Annotated in this window: 20 protein-coding genes; 19 read left to right on the top strand and 1 reads right to left on the bottom strand. The window is 43.5% G+C overall.

Annotated elements, in window-relative coordinates:
- Positions 1–39: 39 nt before the first annotated feature.
- From murD to CES82_RS07895, 3 genes are read left to right on the top strand one after another with little or no spacing between them, the layout of a single operon-like run.
- Positions 40–1,422, top strand: coding sequence for a UDP-N-acetylmuramoyl-L-alanine--D-glutamate ligase (gene murD, locus CES82_RS07905; protein WP_098825159.1), 1,383 nt, complete (start codon positions 40–42; stop codon positions 1,420–1,422).
- On the top strand, positions 1,422–2,516 hold the full coding sequence (murG, locus tag CES82_RS07900) for an undecaprenyldiphospho-muramoylpentapeptide beta-N-acetylglucosaminyltransferase (protein WP_098825158.1): 1,095 nt from the start codon (positions 1,422–1,424) through the stop codon (positions 2,514–2,516). The genes murD and murG overlap by 1 nt, the downstream gene beginning before the upstream one ends.
- Before the next feature lie 18 nt (positions 2,517–2,534).
- Positions 2,535–3,374 carry a cell division protein FtsQ/DivIB gene (locus CES82_RS07895; RefSeq protein WP_098825156.1) on the top strand — a complete coding sequence of 280 codons (840 nt, stop codon included), beginning with the start codon at positions 2,535–2,537 and terminating at the stop codon, positions 3,372–3,374.
- 18 nt (positions 3,375–3,392) lie between these two features.
- Here the strand turns inward: CES82_RS07895 and CES82_RS12785 are convergent, their stop codons facing one another.
- Complete coding sequence (locus tag CES82_RS12785) at positions 3,393–3,515, bottom strand: hypothetical protein (protein ID WP_263850128.1); 123 nt, start codon at positions 3,513–3,515, stop codon at positions 3,393–3,395.
- Positions 3,516–3,556: 41 nt separating this feature from the next.
- On the opposite strand from CES82_RS12785, the gene ftsA reads away from it, so the two are divergent.
- From ftsA to CES82_RS07815, 16 genes are all read left to right on the top strand, one after another.
- Positions 3,557–4,888, top strand: a complete 1,332-nt coding sequence (ftsA, locus tag CES82_RS07890; RefSeq protein ID WP_098825154.1) for a cell division protein FtsA — start codon at positions 3,557–3,559, stop codon at positions 4,886–4,888.
- Between the two features lie 24 nt (positions 4,889–4,912).
- Positions 4,913–6,160 carry a cell division protein FtsZ gene (gene ftsZ / locus CES82_RS07885; RefSeq protein WP_098825152.1) on the top strand — a complete coding sequence of 416 codons (1,248 nt, stop codon included), beginning with the start codon at positions 4,913–4,915 and terminating at the stop codon, positions 6,158–6,160.
- A gap of 45 nt (positions 6,161–6,205) precedes the next feature.
- Positions 6,206–6,649: a cell division protein SepF gene (locus CES82_RS07880; protein WP_098825150.1), complete on the top strand. Its 444-nt coding sequence runs from the start codon at positions 6,206–6,208 to the stop codon at positions 6,647–6,649.
- A 23-nt stretch (positions 6,650–6,672) separates the two neighbouring features.
- Complete coding sequence (locus CES82_RS07875; RefSeq protein ID WP_501193749.1) at positions 6,673–6,945, top strand: YggT family protein; 273 nt, start codon at positions 6,673–6,675, stop codon at positions 6,943–6,945.
- Between the two features lie 15 nt (positions 6,946–6,960).
- Positions 6,961–7,743, top strand: a complete 783-nt coding sequence (locus tag CES82_RS07870; protein WP_098825149.1) for a YlmH family RNA-binding protein — start codon at positions 6,961–6,963, stop codon at positions 7,741–7,743.
- 23 nt (positions 7,744–7,766) lie between these two features.
- Positions 7,767–8,495 carry a DivIVA domain-containing protein gene (locus tag CES82_RS07865; protein ID WP_098825147.1) on the top strand — a complete coding sequence of 243 codons (729 nt, stop codon included), beginning with the start codon at positions 7,767–7,769 and terminating at the stop codon, positions 8,493–8,495.
- 269 nt (positions 8,496–8,764) lie between these two features.
- Positions 8,765–11,569, top strand: coding sequence for an isoleucine--tRNA ligase (ileS, locus tag CES82_RS07860; protein WP_098825146.1), 2,805 nt, complete (start codon positions 8,765–8,767; stop codon positions 11,567–11,569).
- Between the two features lie 314 nt (positions 11,570–11,883).
- The gene (locus CES82_RS07855) at positions 11,884–12,114 is read left to right on the top strand and encodes a cold-shock protein (RefSeq protein ID WP_098825144.1); all 231 of its coding nucleotides are present in this window, start codon (positions 11,884–11,886) and stop codon (positions 12,112–12,114) included.
- A 29-nt stretch (positions 12,115–12,143) separates the two neighbouring features.
- Positions 12,144–12,695: an NUDIX hydrolase gene (locus CES82_RS07850; RefSeq protein WP_098825142.1), complete on the top strand. Its 552-nt coding sequence runs from the start codon at positions 12,144–12,146 to the stop codon at positions 12,693–12,695.
- The gene (locus CES82_RS07845) at positions 12,696–13,001 is read left to right on the top strand and encodes a hypothetical protein (protein ID WP_098825140.1); all 306 of its coding nucleotides are present in this window, start codon (positions 12,696–12,698) and stop codon (positions 12,999–13,001) included. It begins immediately after the preceding gene.
- 23 nt (positions 13,002–13,024) lie between these two features.
- The gene (locus tag CES82_RS07840; RefSeq protein ID WP_098825138.1) at positions 13,025–13,711 is read left to right on the top strand and encodes a 5'-methylthioadenosine/adenosylhomocysteine nucleosidase; all 687 of its coding nucleotides are present in this window, start codon (positions 13,025–13,027) and stop codon (positions 13,709–13,711) included.
- A gap of 21 nt (positions 13,712–13,732) precedes the next feature.
- Complete coding sequence (locus CES82_RS07835; protein WP_098825137.1) at positions 13,733–14,896, top strand: cysteine desulfurase family protein; 1,164 nt, start codon at positions 13,733–13,735, stop codon at positions 14,894–14,896.
- Position 14,897: 1 nt separating this feature from the next.
- Complete coding sequence (locus CES82_RS07830; protein WP_098825135.1) at positions 14,898–15,245, top strand: DUF1831 domain-containing protein; 348 nt, start codon at positions 14,898–14,900, stop codon at positions 15,243–15,245.
- A 105-nt stretch (positions 15,246–15,350) separates the two neighbouring features.
- Entirely contained in the window at positions 15,351–16,475 is a 1,125-nt protein-coding gene (gene mnmA / locus CES82_RS07825) for a tRNA 2-thiouridine(34) synthase MnmA (RefSeq protein WP_098825133.1), read from the top strand.
- Positions 16,476–16,590: 115 nt separating this feature from the next.
- The gene (locus CES82_RS07820) at positions 16,591–17,250 is read left to right on the top strand and encodes a histidine phosphatase family protein (RefSeq protein ID WP_098825131.1); all 660 of its coding nucleotides are present in this window, start codon (positions 16,591–16,593) and stop codon (positions 17,248–17,250) included.
- 12 nt (positions 17,251–17,262) lie between these two features.
- On the top strand, positions 17,263–17,979 hold the full coding sequence (locus CES82_RS07815) for a tetratricopeptide repeat protein (RefSeq protein ID WP_098825129.1): 717 nt from the start codon (positions 17,263–17,265) through the stop codon (positions 17,977–17,979).
- Positions 17,980–17,999 lie beyond the last annotated feature (20 nt).

The following is a 17,999-nucleotide window of genomic DNA, read 5'->3' as shown; positions in this document are numbered from 1 at the left end:
ATTAAGGTATTAAAAATTAAATAGGTGGCGGACAAAGGTATGAAGCGTATCAAGACGTATGAAGGTAAACGAGTTATTGTTGTAGGATTAGCTAAGAGTGGTTTAAATGCAGCTCGACTGCTTAAAAAATTAGGAGCCGAAGTCACGGTTAGTGATCAGCAGCCCTTAGAGAAAAATTCAGAAGCGCAAGAGCTGCAAGCTGAAGGCGGCTACACCATTCTGACGGGTGAACAAGACCCTTCTCAACTTGATGCCGGTTTTGATTTAATGGTGAAAAATCCTGGTATACCTTATGATGTTCCACTGATAAAAGCGGCTACCCAGGCAAAACTGCCCATCATTACGGAAATTGAGTTGGCTAGTGAGATTACGGATGCAGAATTAATTGCGGTCACTGGTAGTAACGGAAAAACCACAACGACAACGATGATCACTAAGATGATGAATCAGGAACGTCAAGCAGGGAAGAGCGCATACGCCGGCAACATTGGTGTTCCAGCTTCCCAAGTTGCTCAGCAACTGACAGAGCAGGATACGCTGGTCATGGAAGTCTCCAGTTTCATGCTGTTAGGGACGACCCAGTTTCATCCGCACATTGCCGTGTTAACTAATATTTTTGCTAATCATTTGGATTATCATAAAACTCGTGAAAATTACGTTCGGGCAAAGATGCGGATCACCCAGAATCAAACAGCTGACGATTATTTCGTTGTTAACTTTGACTCCGAAGAATTAGTTGGCTTAAGTCAGCAAAGTAAGGCCCAAGTGGTACCATTTTCACGACTAGCCAAAAGTAAGGATGGCGCCTATGAGCTTAATGGCACCCTTTATTACAAAGACGAGCCAATTATGGCAGCAGCTGACGTTAAAGTACCAGGAGATCATAATATTGAAAATGCATTAGCGGCAATTGCCGTAGCTAAAATTAAGGGCCGTTCAAGCGAGGCCATCAAACACGTATTAACGACCTTTAGTGGGGTACGACACCGAACACAGTACGTACTGACTAGCGAGGGACGCGAATTCTATAACGATTCTAAAGCGACCGATATTGAAGCTACTGAGATGGCATTAAAAGGTTTCAAGGCACCGGTTGTCCTATTAGCAGGTGGCTTGGATCGGGGTTATACGTTTGAACGTTTGGTACCATTTTTCAAGGAACACGTTAAGGCTGTGGTTTTGTTTGGTGAAACTAAGGACCTGTTGGCGGATGCCGCTAAGAAAGCTGGCATCAAACAAATTCAGTTTGCTGAAAACGCCGAGGCAGGGGTACCAATGGCATATCAAGATAGTGAACCGGGCGATATTATCTTATTGTCGCCAGCTAATGCCAGCTGGGATCAATACCCTAATTTTGAGGTTCGTGGTGATCGATTTATTAAAGCCGTTGAAGAATTAACTGGTAAGAAGGAGGAGAACTAATGCGACTAATGGTTTCTGGCGGTGGTACAGGCGGTCATATTTATCCTGCACTAGCGGTAATTAACGAACTAAAGCGACAGGATCCCGACGCGGAAGTTCTCTATGTTGGTTCTCATCGGGGAATCGAAAGTAAAATTGTGCCAGATTTAGGGATCCCATTTGAAGCCATGACCATTCAAGGATTTAAACGGTCATTGTCGTTAGAAAACTTCAAGACGGTCTACCTATTTTTGAAGAGTGTCCATCAAGCTAAGAAGCTGGTTCGCTCGTTTAAGCCGGATGTGGTTCTTGGCACGGGTGGCTATGTTTCCGGAGCCGTTTTATACGCTGCAGCTAAGCAGCATATTCCAACGGTCATTCATGAACAAAATAGTGTGGTCGGCATGACTAACAAATTTCTTAGTCGTTACGTCGACAAAATTGCCATTAACTTTGAAGACGCAAGAGCCCAGTTTCCGGCTGACAAGGTTGTGATGACTGGTAATCCACGGGCACAGGAAGTAGCTAACATCAAAAGTGATTTCAGTTTGTCAGCCTTCAACTTAAAGGATGACGTACCAACGATTATGGTTGTTGGTGGTAGCCAGGGTGCATTAAAACTGAATCAAGTCATGGTTGAAGCTTTGCCTGAATTAGCAAAGAAATCGTATCAAGTCGTTTTTGTGACTGGTCCCAAGCGCTATGACCATGTCATGAGTCAAGTCAATAAAATGGTTTCTGCCGATAATATTTCAATTCAGTCATATATCAATAATATGCCAGAGGTACTGCCAAAGCTTGCCGGAGTGGTCGGTCGTTCTGGAGCGACGACTTTAGCTGAATTAACTGCATTAGGCGTGCCTTCCATTTTGATTCCAAGTCCGTACGTGACAGCGGATCATCAAACTAAAAACGCCATGAGCTTAGTTAATGCGAATGCAGCATTGATGATCAAAGAAGCCGATTTAACCAATCAAACGCTGGTTTCAGCCATGGATGAATTGATGAATGATGATCAGAAGCGTTCAGCGATGGCCGCTGCTGCCAAAAAACTTGGTAAACCTAAAGCTGCGACGGAAATGCTGTCGCTTTTAAAAGAGGTTAGCCAATCGTAATATCGAGGTGAGTGCAAGATGAGTTTTAAAATCAACCGTGACAAATCAAAACGTCACGTTGCAATTACGCCATGGGAAAAATACCAGTCGGAAGAGCGGCAGCGTGCAGCGGCTAAAAAGACCAACCGTGTACGGCGGATTGGTGCCAAATTGCCACGATTGAGACAACAGAAACATCGTCGTCTTGCACAGCGAATGGGCATTTTGATCGGTATTTTTGGGATCATTTTGCTAATCTCGGGCTACTATGTGTCGCCTTTAAGCCACATTGGTCGAATTAACGTTATTGGGAACCATGCGCTTTCTAAGCAGCAAGTGGTCAAACTTAGCGGTATCAAACAGGGTGACTCAATATACCGAGTCGTGGGGAAGGAACAACGCTTAAGTAAAAGGGCTGAAGCCCGTACACCGAGGGTGAAAAAGATTGCTTTCTCCGTCGCTCATTTCAACCAGCTGACCATCCGCGTGAAAGAATACACCACGGCCGGCTTTGTGCCAGCAAATGGTTATTACCGGGTTGCGTTAACCAGCGGCGTGATTTCAAACGAGCGTCAACAGCAGCCAACGGGCAGTTATCCAGTTTACGATAAGTTTAAATCTTCTAAGCAGCTCTCCCAAATGATTCAGCAATACGCTAAACTTTCTCCCAAAATTCAGACCGCAATTTCTGAAATTCAGTTTTCACCATCAAAGTCAAATGCGCAAAGGGTTCATTTATACATGAACGATGGTAATGAAGTTTATGCATCTATCTCCACCTTTGCCAGTAAAATGGCGTATTATCCCAGTATTGCAGCGAAAATGTCGCATAAGGGGATTGTTAATTTAGAGATTGGGGCTTATTCGTATTCATTTTAGGACGAAGAAAAAACCAGATTATTCCAGAGTTAGTGAAAGCGTTTTTACATTTTGCACTTCATTGCGCAATACAAGGGCAATAATGCCTTTTTTAACCAGTGGTGTTTGTGGTAAACTGGAAAGTAAAATAAGACTTTTCATGAGCATTCATCAAATCGAAATCGGAGGAGGTTCCTGCTACTATGGATACTTCAGGCATGTATGTAGGACTTGATATCGGAACAACCTCAATTAAAGTCATCGTGGCAGAGTATTTAGAGGGACAGTTGAACGTACTGGGTGTTGGTAATGAACGTGCAGCCGGACTTAGCCGGGGCGTGATCGTGGACATTGATAAGGCAAGCGAAGCGATTAAACGAGCTGTGAAAGCTGCTGAAGAAAAGGCCAGCATTCAGATTCACGATGTGATTGTAGGTATTTCGGCAAATATGTTAAAAATTGAACCAGTAACGGGCATGATCGCCATTGGGGATCAAGCACGTGAAATTACTGATCAAGATGTTAGAGACGTTGCGTCCGCAGCGATTATTCAGAATTTACCACCGGAACGAGAAATCATCAATTTAGTACCTGATGAATTTATCGTCGATGGCTTTGATGGCATTAAGGATCCGAGATCGATGGTTGGCGTTCGTTTAGAAATGAACGGTATGCTGTTTACTGGGCCCAAAACAATCGTACATAACACTAAAAAAGCGGTTGAACAAGCTGGGTTGAATGCACAACTTGCAGTGGTCAGTCCGATTGCTCAAGGTTTAAGTATTTTGAGTGATGGTGAACAGGATTTTGGCACTATCCTTCTCGATTTAGGCGGTGGACAGAGTACCGCTGCAGTTATTCATGATCACCGGCTGAAATTTGCCGAGGTTGATCCTGAAGGCGGGGACTATATTACCAAAGATATTTCTGTCGTTTTGAATACTTCGATAGAGAATGCTGAAAAATTAAAACGTAACTATGGTTTTGCTGATTCATCCCGTGCTTCGGAAGATAATCAGTTTCCAGTTGACGTTGTCGGCCAAAGCAGACCAAGTGATATTTCAGAAAAGTATTTAGCAGAAATTATTGAAGCTCGTTTGATGCAGATTCTTGGGAAACTTAAGACACAGTTGGATGCAACCAATGCGTTATCTTTACCAGGTGGTATTGTTTTGACCGGTGGTGTGGCCGCACTTCCAGGCATTACTGATTTAGCTCAGGATGTTTTTGACGTGCCAGTTAGAGTGTCGATACCTGATCAGATGGGGCTTCGGCATCCATCGTTCACTCAGGCATTATCGCTGGTCAACTATCGTGGCAAGATGGGCGAAGTTGCTTTGCTAGTTCAATCAGCTTTAGCGGGCAATGATCAGTTGGCTTCACAAGTTGAGACACGGCCAGAGCCACAGCAAATTTTAGAAGTTAGTGATACACGGCACGCTAAACCTGATCAGAGTCGTACTAATAAGTCGAATAAGCCGAAAAAACAACGTGGACAGGGTATCAAGAAATTTTTTACTGATTTCTTTGATTAACCCGATTACTGGAGGGATTTAAAAATGGAATTTTCGTTAGATTCAACACAAAACCGAGGAGCCAATATTAAAGTTATTGGTGTTGGTGGCGGTGGCAGTAATGCCGTTAACCGGATGATTACAGAAGACGTTAAGGGTGTTGAGTTTATTGTTGCCAACACTGATGTGCAAGCACTAGAGGCTTCAAAGGCTGAAACAAAGATTCAATTAGGACCTAAGCTGACTCGTGGGCTAGGTGCTGGATCTAATCCTGAGATTGGGACTAAGGCCGCTCAGGAAAGCGAAGACCAAATCAGTGAAGCATTAGCTGGTGCTGATATGGTGTTTGTTACTGCTGGTATGGGTGGCGGAACTGGTAACGGGGCTGCGCCTGTCGTTGCAAAATTAGCCAAGGAACAGGGTGCCCTGACCGTTGGTGTTGTTACCCGGCCATTTACTTTTGAAGGTCCTAAGCGGTCTCGTTTCGCTGCTGAGGGTGTTGCGGCAATGAAGGAAAACGTGGATACGTTAATCGTCATTGCTAATAACCGTTTGCTTGAGATTGTCGACAAAAAGACCCCAATGATGGAAGCCTTCCAAGAAGCCGATAATGTGTTACGCCAAGGTGTTCAAGGCATTTCAGATTTGATTACCAGTCCTGGATATGTCAACTTGGATTTTGCCGATGTTAAGACGGTTATGCAGGATCAAGGTGCTGCCTTGATGGGTGTCGGTTCCGCCAATGGTGAAAACCGGACTGAAGATGCCACAAAGAAGGCTATTTCATCACCATTACTTGAAGTTTCTATCGATGGTGCCGAACAAGTGCTGTTAAATATTACTGGTGGTCCAGATTTGTCCTTGTTTGAAGCCCAATCGGCCTCAGAGATTGTTTCTTCGTCAGCCACTAGTGACGTCAACATTATTTTTGGGACGTCAATTGATGAAAACCTCGGTGATGAAGTTCGGGTAACTGTCATTGCAACTGGTATTGATAAGAAAAAGGATTCAGCTAAGACTCGCACAGCCCGCCGTTTAGCTGACGGATCAACGCCAGTAAACGATTCACGTCGCGATGATAAGAACAGCCAAATGGATAGTTTTAATGCTAGTCAAAGCGGTCAAAGTCAGGCATCAAACGAAACTCGTCGACCATCTTCTAACGAATTCGATGGTGTTTCTAAGCCTGATTTCAGTGTCTTCAACAATGATGATAATACGTCAAATGCTTCGGATGATGACACTAGTCTTGATACCCCACCATTTTTCAAGCACCGTCGTAAAAACGATTAGTGTATGAGTGATTAACCCTGATAAATAGCGAAAGGAGCGTTTTTCATGGGAAAATTTAGTATGAGTCGCTTTTTCGGTATGGATGATAATGACGAAGATGATGCTGAAACCTCCCAGGACACTCAGCAACAGATTGCCGATCAACCATTGGCGCATAGTTTTCATCAACATCATGATGATAATAAAGTGGTGTCGCTAAATGCACCGCGAACGACCAGCAAAGCTAGCAAAATCTCGTTATTTGAACCGCGATTATATGCGGATGTCCAAGATATTGCTAGTCAACTGTTGAATCAGCAGGCTGTGATTGTGAATTTTGGTCGTATTGATGATGCTAATGCCCGTCGGATCGTTGACTTTTTAACGGGAACCGTGTTCGCTATTGATGGTGATATTGAACGAATTGGGGATGCCATTTTTTTATGCACGCCCAAAAACTTTGAAATAACTGGAGATCTCTCTGCCACTTTAGGCGAGAAACTGAAGTAAGGAGTGAGTATTTGGTCGCTTTTGTGACGTTTGTGTTTTGGCTATTGAGTAGGGCAATTGATCTTTACATCATGGCCATTGTTGTTTATGCATTACTAAGCTGGTTCCCAGGAGCTTATCAAACTAAGCTAGGGCAGATTTTAGGTGCAATCGTTGAGCCGTTTCAACGCTGGTTTAATTTTGCAACTATCGGTATGATCGGTTTTGCACCATTGGTTGCCATCTTCGTTTTGAGTATTGTCCGTGGTGGCTTAGTATATCTTGAACAAATTATTTTTCGACTTATGGGAATGTAGTAGGAGGAGTTGACTTTGGCTGATCGCATCGCGCAGCATTTTCGGGTAGAAGAAGCACCTTTCATTGAAAGTGCGACGGGTTGGATTCAACAGGCCAGTGATGAATATCGGCCAATTTTAACCCATTTTTTAAATCCGAGACAGCAATACATTTTATCGACGTTAGTTAATGGTGATTCTGACTTGAAGCTGAGTTTTCAGGGTGGCTATCATGGAGCAGAAATGAAGCGGGCCGTTATTTACCCGACGTATGTTGATTCAGCTGATCTCGACTTTGAAATTAACTTGTATGACATTGATTATCCAAGGAAATTTACCCAGCTTCAGCATGGCCAAATTTTAGGTTCCATACTTGGCGCTGGAATTGATCGAGATGTTCTGGGTGACATCATTACTGATGGTGATCACTGGCAGTTCTTTATCACTGCGGACATGAGTCGCTACGTTGTTTCTCAGGTGGATCGGATGGGAAAAATTAAGATCCGGTTGAATCAGATGGCATTGGATAATCATCTGATCCCGCTTGATGCTTGGGAAGAGGAAAGCACCACGCTTTCTTCAACTCGACTTGATAACGTTGTTGCGACTGGTTTCCATTTATCCAGACACCACGCTAAAGAGTTAATAGAAGCTGGTCGAATTCAACTGAACTGGAACGACTTTGACCGGCCTGATTACCAATTGGAACATCAAGACATCATTTCAGTTCGTGGTTTCGGACGGGTTAGATTAACAAGTGTTAACGGCGTGACCAAGAAGGATAAACTGAAAGTCACACTGGCAGTGCTGCATAAATAATTGCAATCGGGGAGGAACAAGTTATGGTACTTAGCCCATTAGACATTCATAATAAAGAGTTTTCAACTAAGTTACGGGGATATAATGTTGATGAAGTTAATGACTTTTTAGAGCAGATTATTAAGGATTATCAGATTACTTTAGATCAGAACAAGAAGTTGACGGATCAGTTAAATTCTGCAGAAGAAAAGCTGAAATATTTTAACGATTTGAAAGATTCGTTGAATCAGTCAATTATTGTGGCCCAAGAGGCTGCTGATAAGGTAAAGTCTAACTCTCAAAAAGAAGCTGAAATCATTAATCAGGAAGCACAGAAGCAAGCTACGGATACTATTAGTGAAGCTGCTGACAAGGCTAACCATTTAATTTCTGAAGCTTCTAAGAGGGCCCAAAACCTAGCTGTTGAAACGGATGATCTGAAGAAGAGTACCCGGGTTTTTCGTCAACGTTTGCAAGTTATGCTTGAAAGTCAGTTGGCAGAAATTAAGAGTGATAGCTGGGATAATCTGCTTAAAGATGATGGTTCATCAACTTATGATGATATTCAGGCTGCAATTAAGCAGAACGGGGTTGACAATGAGAATGATGATGGCGTAAACTCGACTTCACAGGCAGATGATCAGTCTGATTCGTCAGATTCATCGGATGAGATTTATGATGCTGATCAGCCAGTTGATCCTAATAAGGATCAGCAGACTGAGACGGTTGTTATTTTTCCTGATGATGATAATACTGATGATTCTAACAAGTAGCCTGCAGTTAAATTTAAAGCGGTATGGAGAACAGAAAGCATAGTAATAAGTTTCAGCGAGCCGGTGTGATGATGGAAATCCGGTAACCCCTGTTGCTATGCAGATCATCTTCTAGCTGTCTGACTGAAACGTAAGTCAGAACGGGTCGGCTCCGTTAACGGCTAAGATAAGAGAGTTATTGATTCTAAAATTGGGTGGTACCACGAAGACTTCGTCCCTTGGGTGAGGCCTTTTTTTGTACCATCTAATAATTCGAGGAGGGACCCTAATTGCGGGTAAAAGACACACTGAATTTGGGTAAGACCAAGTTCAAAATGCGCGGTAATTTACCAGTCAAAGAAGCTGAACGTCAAAAGGCTTGGGCTGATAACAAAGTGTACCAATTGCGACAAAAATTAAACGAAGGTAAGCCAACGTTTATCTTACATGATGGCCCACCATATGCTAACGGTGATATTCATATGGGTCATGCATTGAACAAGATTTCGAAGGACTTTATCGTCCGTTATAAGTCAATGAATGGTTTTCGGGCACCGTACGTTCCAGGATGGGACACCCATGGTTTGCCAATCGAGCAAAAGTTAACGCAACAGGGTTACGACCGTAAGAAGATGTCTACGGTTGAATTCCGAAAGTTATGCCGGAAATACGCTTTGGAACAAGTTGATCATCAACGTGAAGAATTTAAGCGCTTAGGCGTTGCTGGTGACTGGGATGATCCATACTTAACGTTAAAACCAGAATTTGAAGCGCAAGAAGTTCGGGTTTTTGGTGCCTTTGCTAAACGTGGCTTGATTTTTAAGGGTAGAAAACCAGTTTACTGGTCATGGTCATCTGAATCAGCAATGGCTGAGGCCGAAGTTGAATATCACGATGTTACTTCGCCTTCAGCCTACTACGGCGAACAAGTGGTTGATGGCAAGGGCGTCTTGGAAAACGACAATACATACATGGTTGTTTGGACAACGACGCCATGGACGATTCCCGCTTCAGCAGGGATCACAGTTGGTGCCGATTTTGATTACTCCGTTGTTCAGCCTAAAGACGATGACCGCAAGTTTGTTTTAGCAACTGAATTAGTTGATCAGTGTGCCGAAAAATTCGGTTGGGAAGACGTTAAAACTCTGAAAGTTGTTAAGGGTAAGGAACTCGACCGGACTTTGACACAACATCCATTCTATCCAGAACGCAAGTTGGTTACCATGTTAGGTGATTTCGTTACCTTGGATGATGGTACTGGACTTGTTCATACCGCTCCTGGTCTTGGGGAAGATGACTTCAATGTCGGTAAAAAATACGGCCTCGATGTTATTGTCCCAGTTGATGATAAGGGTTATATGACCAGTGAAGCTGGTCCCGATTTTGAAGGTGTTTTCTACGATGACGCCAACAAGATTTCGTTGGATAAGTTAAAAGAAGCTGGTCTGATGCTAGACTACATGCCTTATAAGCATAGTTACCCATTTGATTGGCGGACTAAGAAACCGGTTATTTTCCGTGCCACACCGCAATGGTTTGCGTCAGTTGATAAGATGCGCGATGAAATCTTGGCAGCTATTGACGACGTTCAGTTCTTCCCAGATTGGGGGAAGAAACGTCTGCACAACATGATTCGTGATCGTGGCGACTGGGTCATTTCACGTCAACGTGTTTGGGGCGTTCCGCTACCAATTTTCTACGGTGAAGATGGTGAAGCTATCATTACGCCAGAGACCATTGAACACGTGGCTCAATTATTTGAGAAGTACGGTTCAGATGTTTGGTTTGATCGCGATGCTAAGGACTTATTACCAGAAGGCTTTACATCACCACATTCACCAAACGGTAAATTTACTAAAGAAACTGACATTATGGATGTTTGGTTTGATTCTGGTTCATCTCATCAGGGTGTACTGGTTGAACGACCAGAGTTGGAATACCCAGCTGACATCTACCTTGAAGGTTCAGATCAATACCGTGGCTGGTTCAACTCCAGTTTGATTACTAGTGTTGCCGTTTCAGGTCATGCACCTTACAAGGCAGTGTTGTCACAAGGCTTTACCCTTGATGGCGAAGGCCATAAGATGAGTAAATCATTAGGTAACACGATTGCACCTTCAGAAGTTATTAAGAAGATGGGGGCTGAAATCGTCCGTCTGTGGGTTGCTTCCGTTGATAGTAGCGCTGATGTGCGGGTTTCAATGGATGCCTTCACGAAGATTTCTGATTCTTATAAGAAGATCAGAAACACTATGCGGTACATGCTGGCTAACACCAGTGACTTCGATCCAAAGACCGATGCGGTACCTGTTGAAGACTTAGCTTCTGCCGACAAGTATATGCTGGCACAGTTTAACCAATTTGTTGAAAGCGTCAAAGGCCACTACGATCAATACGATTTCTTGGATATTTACAAGGAATTAATGAACTTTGTGATTTCTGACCTCTCAGCTTTCTACTTAGACTTTGCTAAGGATATCCTGTATATTGATGCTAAGGATAGTCATTCACGGCGTTCAATGCAGACCGTTCTTTATGACATCGCGGCAGGGATGACGAAGTTGCTGACACCAATTTTGCCACATACGGCAGAAGAAATTTGGCCATTCCTGAAGGAACCTGAAGATTACGCGCAATTAGCTGAAATGCCAACTGTTCAACACTTTAACAATGAAGAACAGTTAGTGGCTAACTGGGATGCCTTCATGGAATTACGTTCCGATGTCTTGAAGTCTTTGGAAGAAGCTCGTGATCAAAAACTGATTGGGAAGGCTTCCGAAGCCAAGTTAACCTTATATTTGGATGACAAACAGACTAAGCTATTGAATGACCTAGATACTGATGTTCGTCAGGTACTGTTGGTATCTGGATTAACGGTTGCTTCAATGGCAGATGCCCCTGCAGATGCTGAAAACTTTAACGATGGTGTTGCCGTTGTTGTTGCAGAAGCGGATGGCGAAGTTTGTGAACGTTGTCGGATGACTCGTGAAACGGTCGGCGATGACAAGGACTACCCTCACTTCTGTGATCGCTGCGCCAAGATTGTGCGTGCAGAGTACCCAGAAACGGTTGGCGTAGATTTCGACGAAAAGTAATTTTTAAATTAAAATAAGAACGAGAATGGGACGACTGATGTACGCCTCATTCCCGTTTTTTAGTTTTTGGTGCCAATTAATCGTCAATTTTTTGTTAATAGTTTCGCTTTACGAGAACCGTTACCTTGATTTAAATAGGCTTGGTAGTTTAGAATAAAAAGCGAGTTATTTCATTTTATACTGCTGTTTAACCGAAACAAGGTTGTTTCATGGTGAAGTTAATGGTGGTTGGGATTAAGATGACGCTACTTAATTTTCAAGAAAAATGATGTTTTAAAACTAAATGATGATCGCAACTTGAATGGAGTGGCAGTATGATAAAGGGAAAAGTAGAACGCTATAACGAACAGAACGGTTTTGGCTTCATCAAAAGTGAAGCGGGTGAATCGGTTTTTGTTCACTATACGGGAATTGAAATGGCCGGGTTCAAGAAATTAACGCCGGGTCAAGAAGTCGAATTCGTCATTGTTGAAGGCCAAAAAGGACCAATGGCAGCACGTGTACGGTCTGTTCGAGAAGAAAAGACTTCTGATTCTGAAGAGTAGTGCAAGAGTGACTAACAAGGGATGATTGAATGAATTTAGAAGAAAAAGTCGTGGCACATGACGCTATTTACGATGGCGCCATTATTAATGTTGAACGGCAAACGGTTGAGTTACCAAACGGTAAAAAGGCTTACCGTGAAATCGTGCATCACTCTGGGGCTGTAGCGGTTATGGCGATTACGGACGAAAATAAAATGATTTTAGTTCGTCAGTGGCGTTCACCAATTGGTCGCAGCACGTTGGAAATTCCAGCGGGAAAACTGGATCAACGCGATGATGCGGATCCTAAACATGCCGCTATTAGGGAATTAAATGAAGAAATTCGCTTACACCCTAATCATTTAGAACGACTAGCCGGTTTCTATTCTTCGGTTGGTTTTTCAGATGAATATATGACGTTATACTTAGCAACTGATTTACAGCCAGTCCAATCGGAATTACCTCGTGATCAAGGTGAAAACCTGACAATTAAGGCTTATTCGGTAGATGAGTTAAGAACGATGGTTGATAATGGTGAAATCGAAGACGCTAAAACGGTGATGGCCGTTTGGCGTTTTGAAATGATGGCATTAAAGAAGTAGGTGAAGCATATCGCATATCAAGATGATGATCGGTCAGATAACGATGGACGTCCTTTGAGCCGCAGTGCTTATCGGGAAGAACAACGTCGTAAGCAAGAAGAGTTTGACCGACGTGACCGTGAGCGGTTGAAGGCGGAAAGACGTTATGCCAAAGAACATAGTGAACCAGAATATGATCCAGAACAGGAAGAAGCGGCAGTAACGGATAAAATTAACCGTTTGAAGCGCCGTTTAAATTGGGCTATTTTTTGGTTAGTTTTGGGAATTATTGCGGTCTTTTTAATCCTATTTTTTGTTGAATTTTAAACTGATAAAGTGAGGGCAATATTATGAAATATGGTATTTTATGCGCCATGGATGAAGAAATTGAAACGTTGAAAAAAGCGCTGGTTCACGATTATGTCGTTGATATTTCAGGCGTGTCATTTTACCAAGGGACCATTAACGACCAAGAAGTGATTTTAGTTCGTTCTGGGATCGGTAAAGTTCAAGCAGGTCTGACCACAGCACTGTTGATCACCAAGTTCCACGTGGACGTGGTGATTAATTCTGGTTCTGCTGGTGGGATTGGTAAGGGACTGCACGTGGGTGACGTGGTTTTGTCTACTCAAACTGCTTACCATGATGTTGATGCGCGGGCGTTCGATTACGTTTACGGTCAACTTCCGGGACAGCCAGCTCGTTTTGATGCTGACAAAGAGTGGGTTGCACGTTTAGAAAAAGCTGCTGAATCCACTGGCTTGAACGTTAAGACTGGTTTGATCGTTTCTGGTGACCAGTTTATTGCCAGTCATGAAGCAGTTGAACAAATTTTAAAACATTTTCCAGATGCCTTATCCAGTGAAATGGAAGGGGCTGCGGTTGGTCAAGTTGCTCATCAGTTCAACACACCTTACGTGGTCGTTCGGGCCATGTCTGATGTTGGCGATGAGAATGCTGGTGTCAGCTTTGACGACTTTATTATTGAGGCTGGTAAGCGTTCAGCTCAAATGTTACTGGCTTTGTTTGCAGCTTAATTGATAGAAGGGGTTTTTAACGTGGAAGAAATTTATTTAGATAATGCGGCTACTACCCCAATTTCAGAGGAAGTTCTCGCTGAGATGACGGATAAGCTGCAGAATGTTTATGGGAACGCGTCAACTTTATATGGTTTAGGACGTCAGTCACATACGGTGCTCGAAAACAGTCGGCAAGTGATTGCTCAAAGTATTAATGCTGACGAAGATGAGATTATTTTTACAAGTGGTGGCACTGAAAGTGATAATACGGCGATTATGCAAACGGCATATGCTCGCCAGTCACTGGGTAAGCACATTATTACCACCGCAGTTGAGCACGAAGCGGTTTTGAAGCCACTGCACTTTTTGGAAGAGCAAGGCTTTGAAGTCACTTACTTGCCCGTTGACGAAAACGGCCAAATCAGTTTGGATGATTTTAAACAGGCTTTACGCGACGACACGATTTTAGTCACGATTATGACGGGTAATAATGAGGTTGGCACGCATATGCCGATTCACGAAATTGGTGAATTACTAAAAGATCATCAAGCTTGGTTCCACACGGATGCTGTTCAGGCATATGGCTTACTGGATATCGATGTTAAGCGCGATCATATTGACATGTTGTCCACCTCTGCACATAAGATCAACGGTCCAAAAATGGTCGGCTTTTTATATCGTAAAACAGGGATCAACTTTCCTAGTTTTGTTAAGGGTGGCGACCAGGAAGAAAAGCGGCGTGCCGGTACCGAAAACGTGCCAGGAATCGCTGGTATGGCAGCTGCTGTGAAGACGATCACCACTGAGGAAAAAGCGCATCGGCAAGCTAAATACTATCAGTTTAAGCAGGAAATCGTTAAGGGTTTAACGGATGCAGGCGTCGATTTCGAAGTTAACGGTTCGTTAGATCGAAACAATCTGCAACACGTTTTGAATCTTTGGATCAAAGGCATTTCAACTTACGTCATGCAAACGAACCTCGATTTAGCTGGTATCGCGGTATCCGGTGGTTCAGCCTGCACGGCGGGTTCAATCGAACCTTCTCACGTGTTAACGGCTATGTTTGGTGAAGATAGTCCACGAATTTCAGAATCGATTCGGATCAGTTTCGGTCGTTACACGACTGAAAAAGATATTTCAGCGCTGGTAACCAATATTTCAAAAATTGTGTCTCGCGTAAAGGCACGCAGTGAGGTGAAGTAAGATGGCATTTAATCGAACATCTAAATTACAGGGTGATGACCAAGCTTATACAATTAGTGACGGCATCAAGAAGTTTTCACTCAGAGACGTGGGTTTCGTTGAGAGCAAAAACGGCAGTTTTACGTTGAAGCGGTCCTTAGATCCAACTTCTCCCTATAGTGCGACTGTTGAATTAAAAGTCACGGTTAACCCTGATTTAAGTGGCTTTAAAATGGCTGCCTTGGCAGGTAATGGTCTACGAGAGGTTAACATCTTCAAGATGGAACGTAAGGACGCATTTCTCGAACAGTTCCATTACATCATGGAAAACCTAGCAGAACGTGAAATCATCGTGCCAGCGAAGGACTAAACGCTTGCAATAGCAGTGATTGGCGTGTATTATCATTTATACTGGATTTTTGCGACCTTCAACTCGTGGATTCTCCAGAATCTGTTATGAAGTGATGGTGATTTTATGCAAGACAACAGCCAAACACGTGTGGTTGTCGGCATGAGTGGCGGGGTTGACTCGTCAGTTGTCGCACTGCGCCTAAAGCAGCAGGGCTATGACGTTGTTGGTGTGTTCATGAAAAACTGGGACGACACTGACGAAAACGGCGTCTGCACAGCTACTGAAGACTACAAAGACGTGGCTAAAGTTGCTGCCAAAATTGGTATTCCTTACTACTCTGTTAACTTTGAAAAGGAGTATTGGGACCGGGTCTTTACTTATTTCTTAGATGAGTACAAGAAGGGCCGGACTCCTAATCCTGATGTGATCTGTAATAAGGAAATCAAGTTTAAGGCGTTTTTAGACTACGCTTTGGATCTTGGTGCTGACTATATCGCAACTGGACACTATGCTCAGTTAAACCGCGATGCAGACGGTCATATGCACTTGATGCGTTCGGTAGACACGAACAAGGATCAGACTTACTTCCTCAGTCAACTTTCCACTGAACAGCTGGATCGTGTCATGTTCCCAATCGGGGATATTACTAAACCAGAAGTTCGGCGAATTGCTGAAGAAGCTGGTCTGGCTACTGCTCACAAGAAAGATTCCGTTGGGATCTGTTTCATTGGTGAGAAAAACTTCAAGTCCTTCCTTGGTCACTACCTACCAGCAACACCTGGTAAAATGATGACGGTTGACGGTGAAGTCAAGGGCGAGCACGCTGGCTTGATGTACTATACGATTGGTCAGCGACGTGGTCTTGGTATTGGTGGTGACGGTGAGGATAACGAGCCATGGTTTGTTATCGGTAAAGATTTAAAGAAGAATATTCTTTACGTCGGTAAGGGTTATCATAATGAGCACCTTTACGCCACTCACCTTGATGCCTCAGATATCCACTGGGTCAACAATATTGATCGCGGTCAGGATTTCCGGGCAACTGCTAAGTTCCGTTATCGTCAGGTTGATACCGGCGTGACCGTTCACCTTTCTGATGATCGTCAGAAGGTCACGGTAGAGTTTGATGATCCTGTTCGGGCAATTACCCCAGGCCAAGCCGTCGTCTTTTACGATGGTCAAGAATGCTTGGGAAGCGCCATTATTGACGCAGCTTATAGCAAGAGTCGTCAACTTCAATACGTTTAAATAATTATCGAACCAGCTTGAGTTCTTCGCTGAACTTGGGTTGGTTTTTTTGAGTTAACCTGTCATAATAGTACTGATTTATTTTTTTACCATCATCAGTTGAGAGGGAAGAACATTGAGATTATTTTTTTTACGACATGGTAAAACCGAGTGGAACCTTGAATCACGTTATCAGGGTGCTGGTGGTGATTCACCACTCTTACCGGAAAGTTATGACGAGATTAAACAAGCAGGGGCTTACTTAAAACAGTTTAAATTTGCTCATGTTTACGCCAGTCCAATTAAACGGGCACGGGACACAGCTAGGACGGTGCGTCAGTATCTACCGGGTCGGCCAGCGCTGAGTTTACTGAGCCGGTTAGAAGAGTTCCATCTGGGTAAAATGGAAGGCATGTTATTCAAGGAAGCTCAGGCGCGTTTTCCTGAAGAATTTGATGCTTTTCGTAATGCGCCGGCTGAATATCGACCAGTTGAAATTGGCGGTGAAAGTTTCCAAGAACTCATTGATCGGATGACACCCGCAATTCAAACAATCGTTAAGAATTATCCTAACGATGAGCAAAACGTGCTGATAGTGAGTCACGGTGCCGCACTTAATGCTGAGATCAATGCCTTATTGGGGACACCACTGGCGCATTTACGAGACCGTGGCGGATTAAGTAACACGTCAACGACTATTTTAGAAACACATGATTCTGGTGCACACTATCAGTTAGTTGCCTGGAATAAAACCGATTATTTGAAACGCAAACTTGATGCAACAGACACCATTTAGAGAGGCGACACTATGACCGAAACGAATAACCAAACAGAAGCTGCTCAAAAAAAAGCAGAGCGAGATGCAAAACAAAAAGAATCAGAACAGTTATTACATCGATTGATCCAAGAAATTGATGACGACCCGGACAACTACCATACTTACTACGATCTTGGGGCGTTATTAGTCAACCTTAAGAGTTATGCTCAAGCCGAGGAACTCATGATGAAAGCGTTGGGATTATTCGCTGATAAGAGTCGTGCTGCTAAGGATACGTTAACGTATGGCTTAGGAAACGTCTATTATGAAGCCGGTGAATACCAAAAGGCGATTGAACAGTTTAATAAGGTTAAAGATAGTAAACTTAAAAGCGATGCTTATTTAATGCTGGCACAGAGTTATATGGGGAATAATGACCATAAAACAGCGCTGGTATTCGCATTGACAGCTGCGGAGAATCATCAGCAGGATCCACAAGTTAACCAGTTAATTGCGGATAATCTACTAGCAGTGGGTAGTTTTAAGGATGCCGCTAAGTACTATGACAAAACTCTGGCAAGCGATCCCAAGAATGGCCACGCGCAGTTCGACCGGGGCATTGCCGCCGTTGTAATGGGTGAGGACGCGACGGAATACTTTGAGCAAGCCAAGCAGCTAGACCCTAAGTATTATGAAAATGGTCAGTCGCGGTTGGCTGATATTCAAGCCGTGTTAACTAAGAAGAAAGATGACCAATCAAAGCAGTAAGCTGAAAGTGGGGTGGACTG

This window comes from Secundilactobacillus silagincola, from assembly GCF_002583405.1.
Classification (GTDB): Bacteria; Bacillota; Bacilli; order Lactobacillales; family Lactobacillaceae; genus Secundilactobacillus; species Secundilactobacillus silagincola.
This window is presented reverse-complemented; position numbering and strand designations above follow the sequence as displayed.

Excerpts from the sequence above, each read along its gene's own strand:
- murG (WP_098825158.1), top strand. The coding sequence starts at position 1,422 with ATGCGACTAATGGTTTCTGGCGGTGGTACAGGCGGTCATATTTATCCT.
- CES82_RS12785 (WP_263850128.1), bottom strand. The coding sequence starts at position 3,515 with ATGAAAAGTCTTATTTTACTTTCCAGTTTACCACAAACACCACTGGTT.
- CES82_RS07850 (WP_098825142.1), top strand. The coding sequence starts at position 12,144 with ATGAATTTAGAAGAAAAAGTCGTGGCACATGACGCTATTTACGATGGC.
- CES82_RS07865 (WP_098825147.1), top strand. The coding sequence starts at position 7,767 with ATGGTACTTAGCCCATTAGACATTCATAATAAAGAGTTTTCAACTAAG.
- mnmA (WP_098825133.1), top strand. The coding sequence starts at position 15,351 with ATGCAAGACAACAGCCAAACACGTGTGGTTGTCGGCATGAGTGGCGGG.
- CES82_RS07815 (WP_098825129.1), top strand. The coding sequence starts at position 17,263 with ATGACCGAAACGAATAACCAAACAGAAGCTGCTCAAAAAAAAGCAGAG.
- CES82_RS07840 (WP_098825138.1), top strand. The coding sequence starts at position 13,025 with ATGAAATATGGTATTTTATGCGCCATGGATGAAGAAATTGAAACGTTG.
- ftsZ (WP_098825152.1), top strand. The coding sequence starts at position 4,913 with ATGGAATTTTCGTTAGATTCAACACAAAACCGAGGAGCCAATATTAAA.
- CES82_RS07895 (WP_098825156.1), top strand. The coding sequence starts at position 2,535 with ATGAGTTTTAAAATCAACCGTGACAAATCAAAACGTCACGTTGCAATT.
- CES82_RS07880 (WP_098825150.1), top strand. The coding sequence starts at position 6,206 with ATGGGAAAATTTAGTATGAGTCGCTTTTTCGGTATGGATGATAATGAC.
- CES82_RS07855 (WP_098825144.1), top strand. The coding sequence starts at position 11,884 with ATGATAAAGGGAAAAGTAGAACGCTATAACGAACAGAACGGTTTTGGC.
- CES82_RS07830 (WP_098825135.1), top strand. The coding sequence starts at position 14,898 with ATGGCATTTAATCGAACATCTAAATTACAGGGTGATGACCAAGCTTAT.
- ftsA (WP_098825154.1), top strand. The coding sequence starts at position 3,557 with ATGGATACTTCAGGCATGTATGTAGGACTTGATATCGGAACAACCTCA.
- murD (WP_098825159.1), top strand. The coding sequence starts at position 40 with ATGAAGCGTATCAAGACGTATGAAGGTAAACGAGTTATTGTTGTAGGA.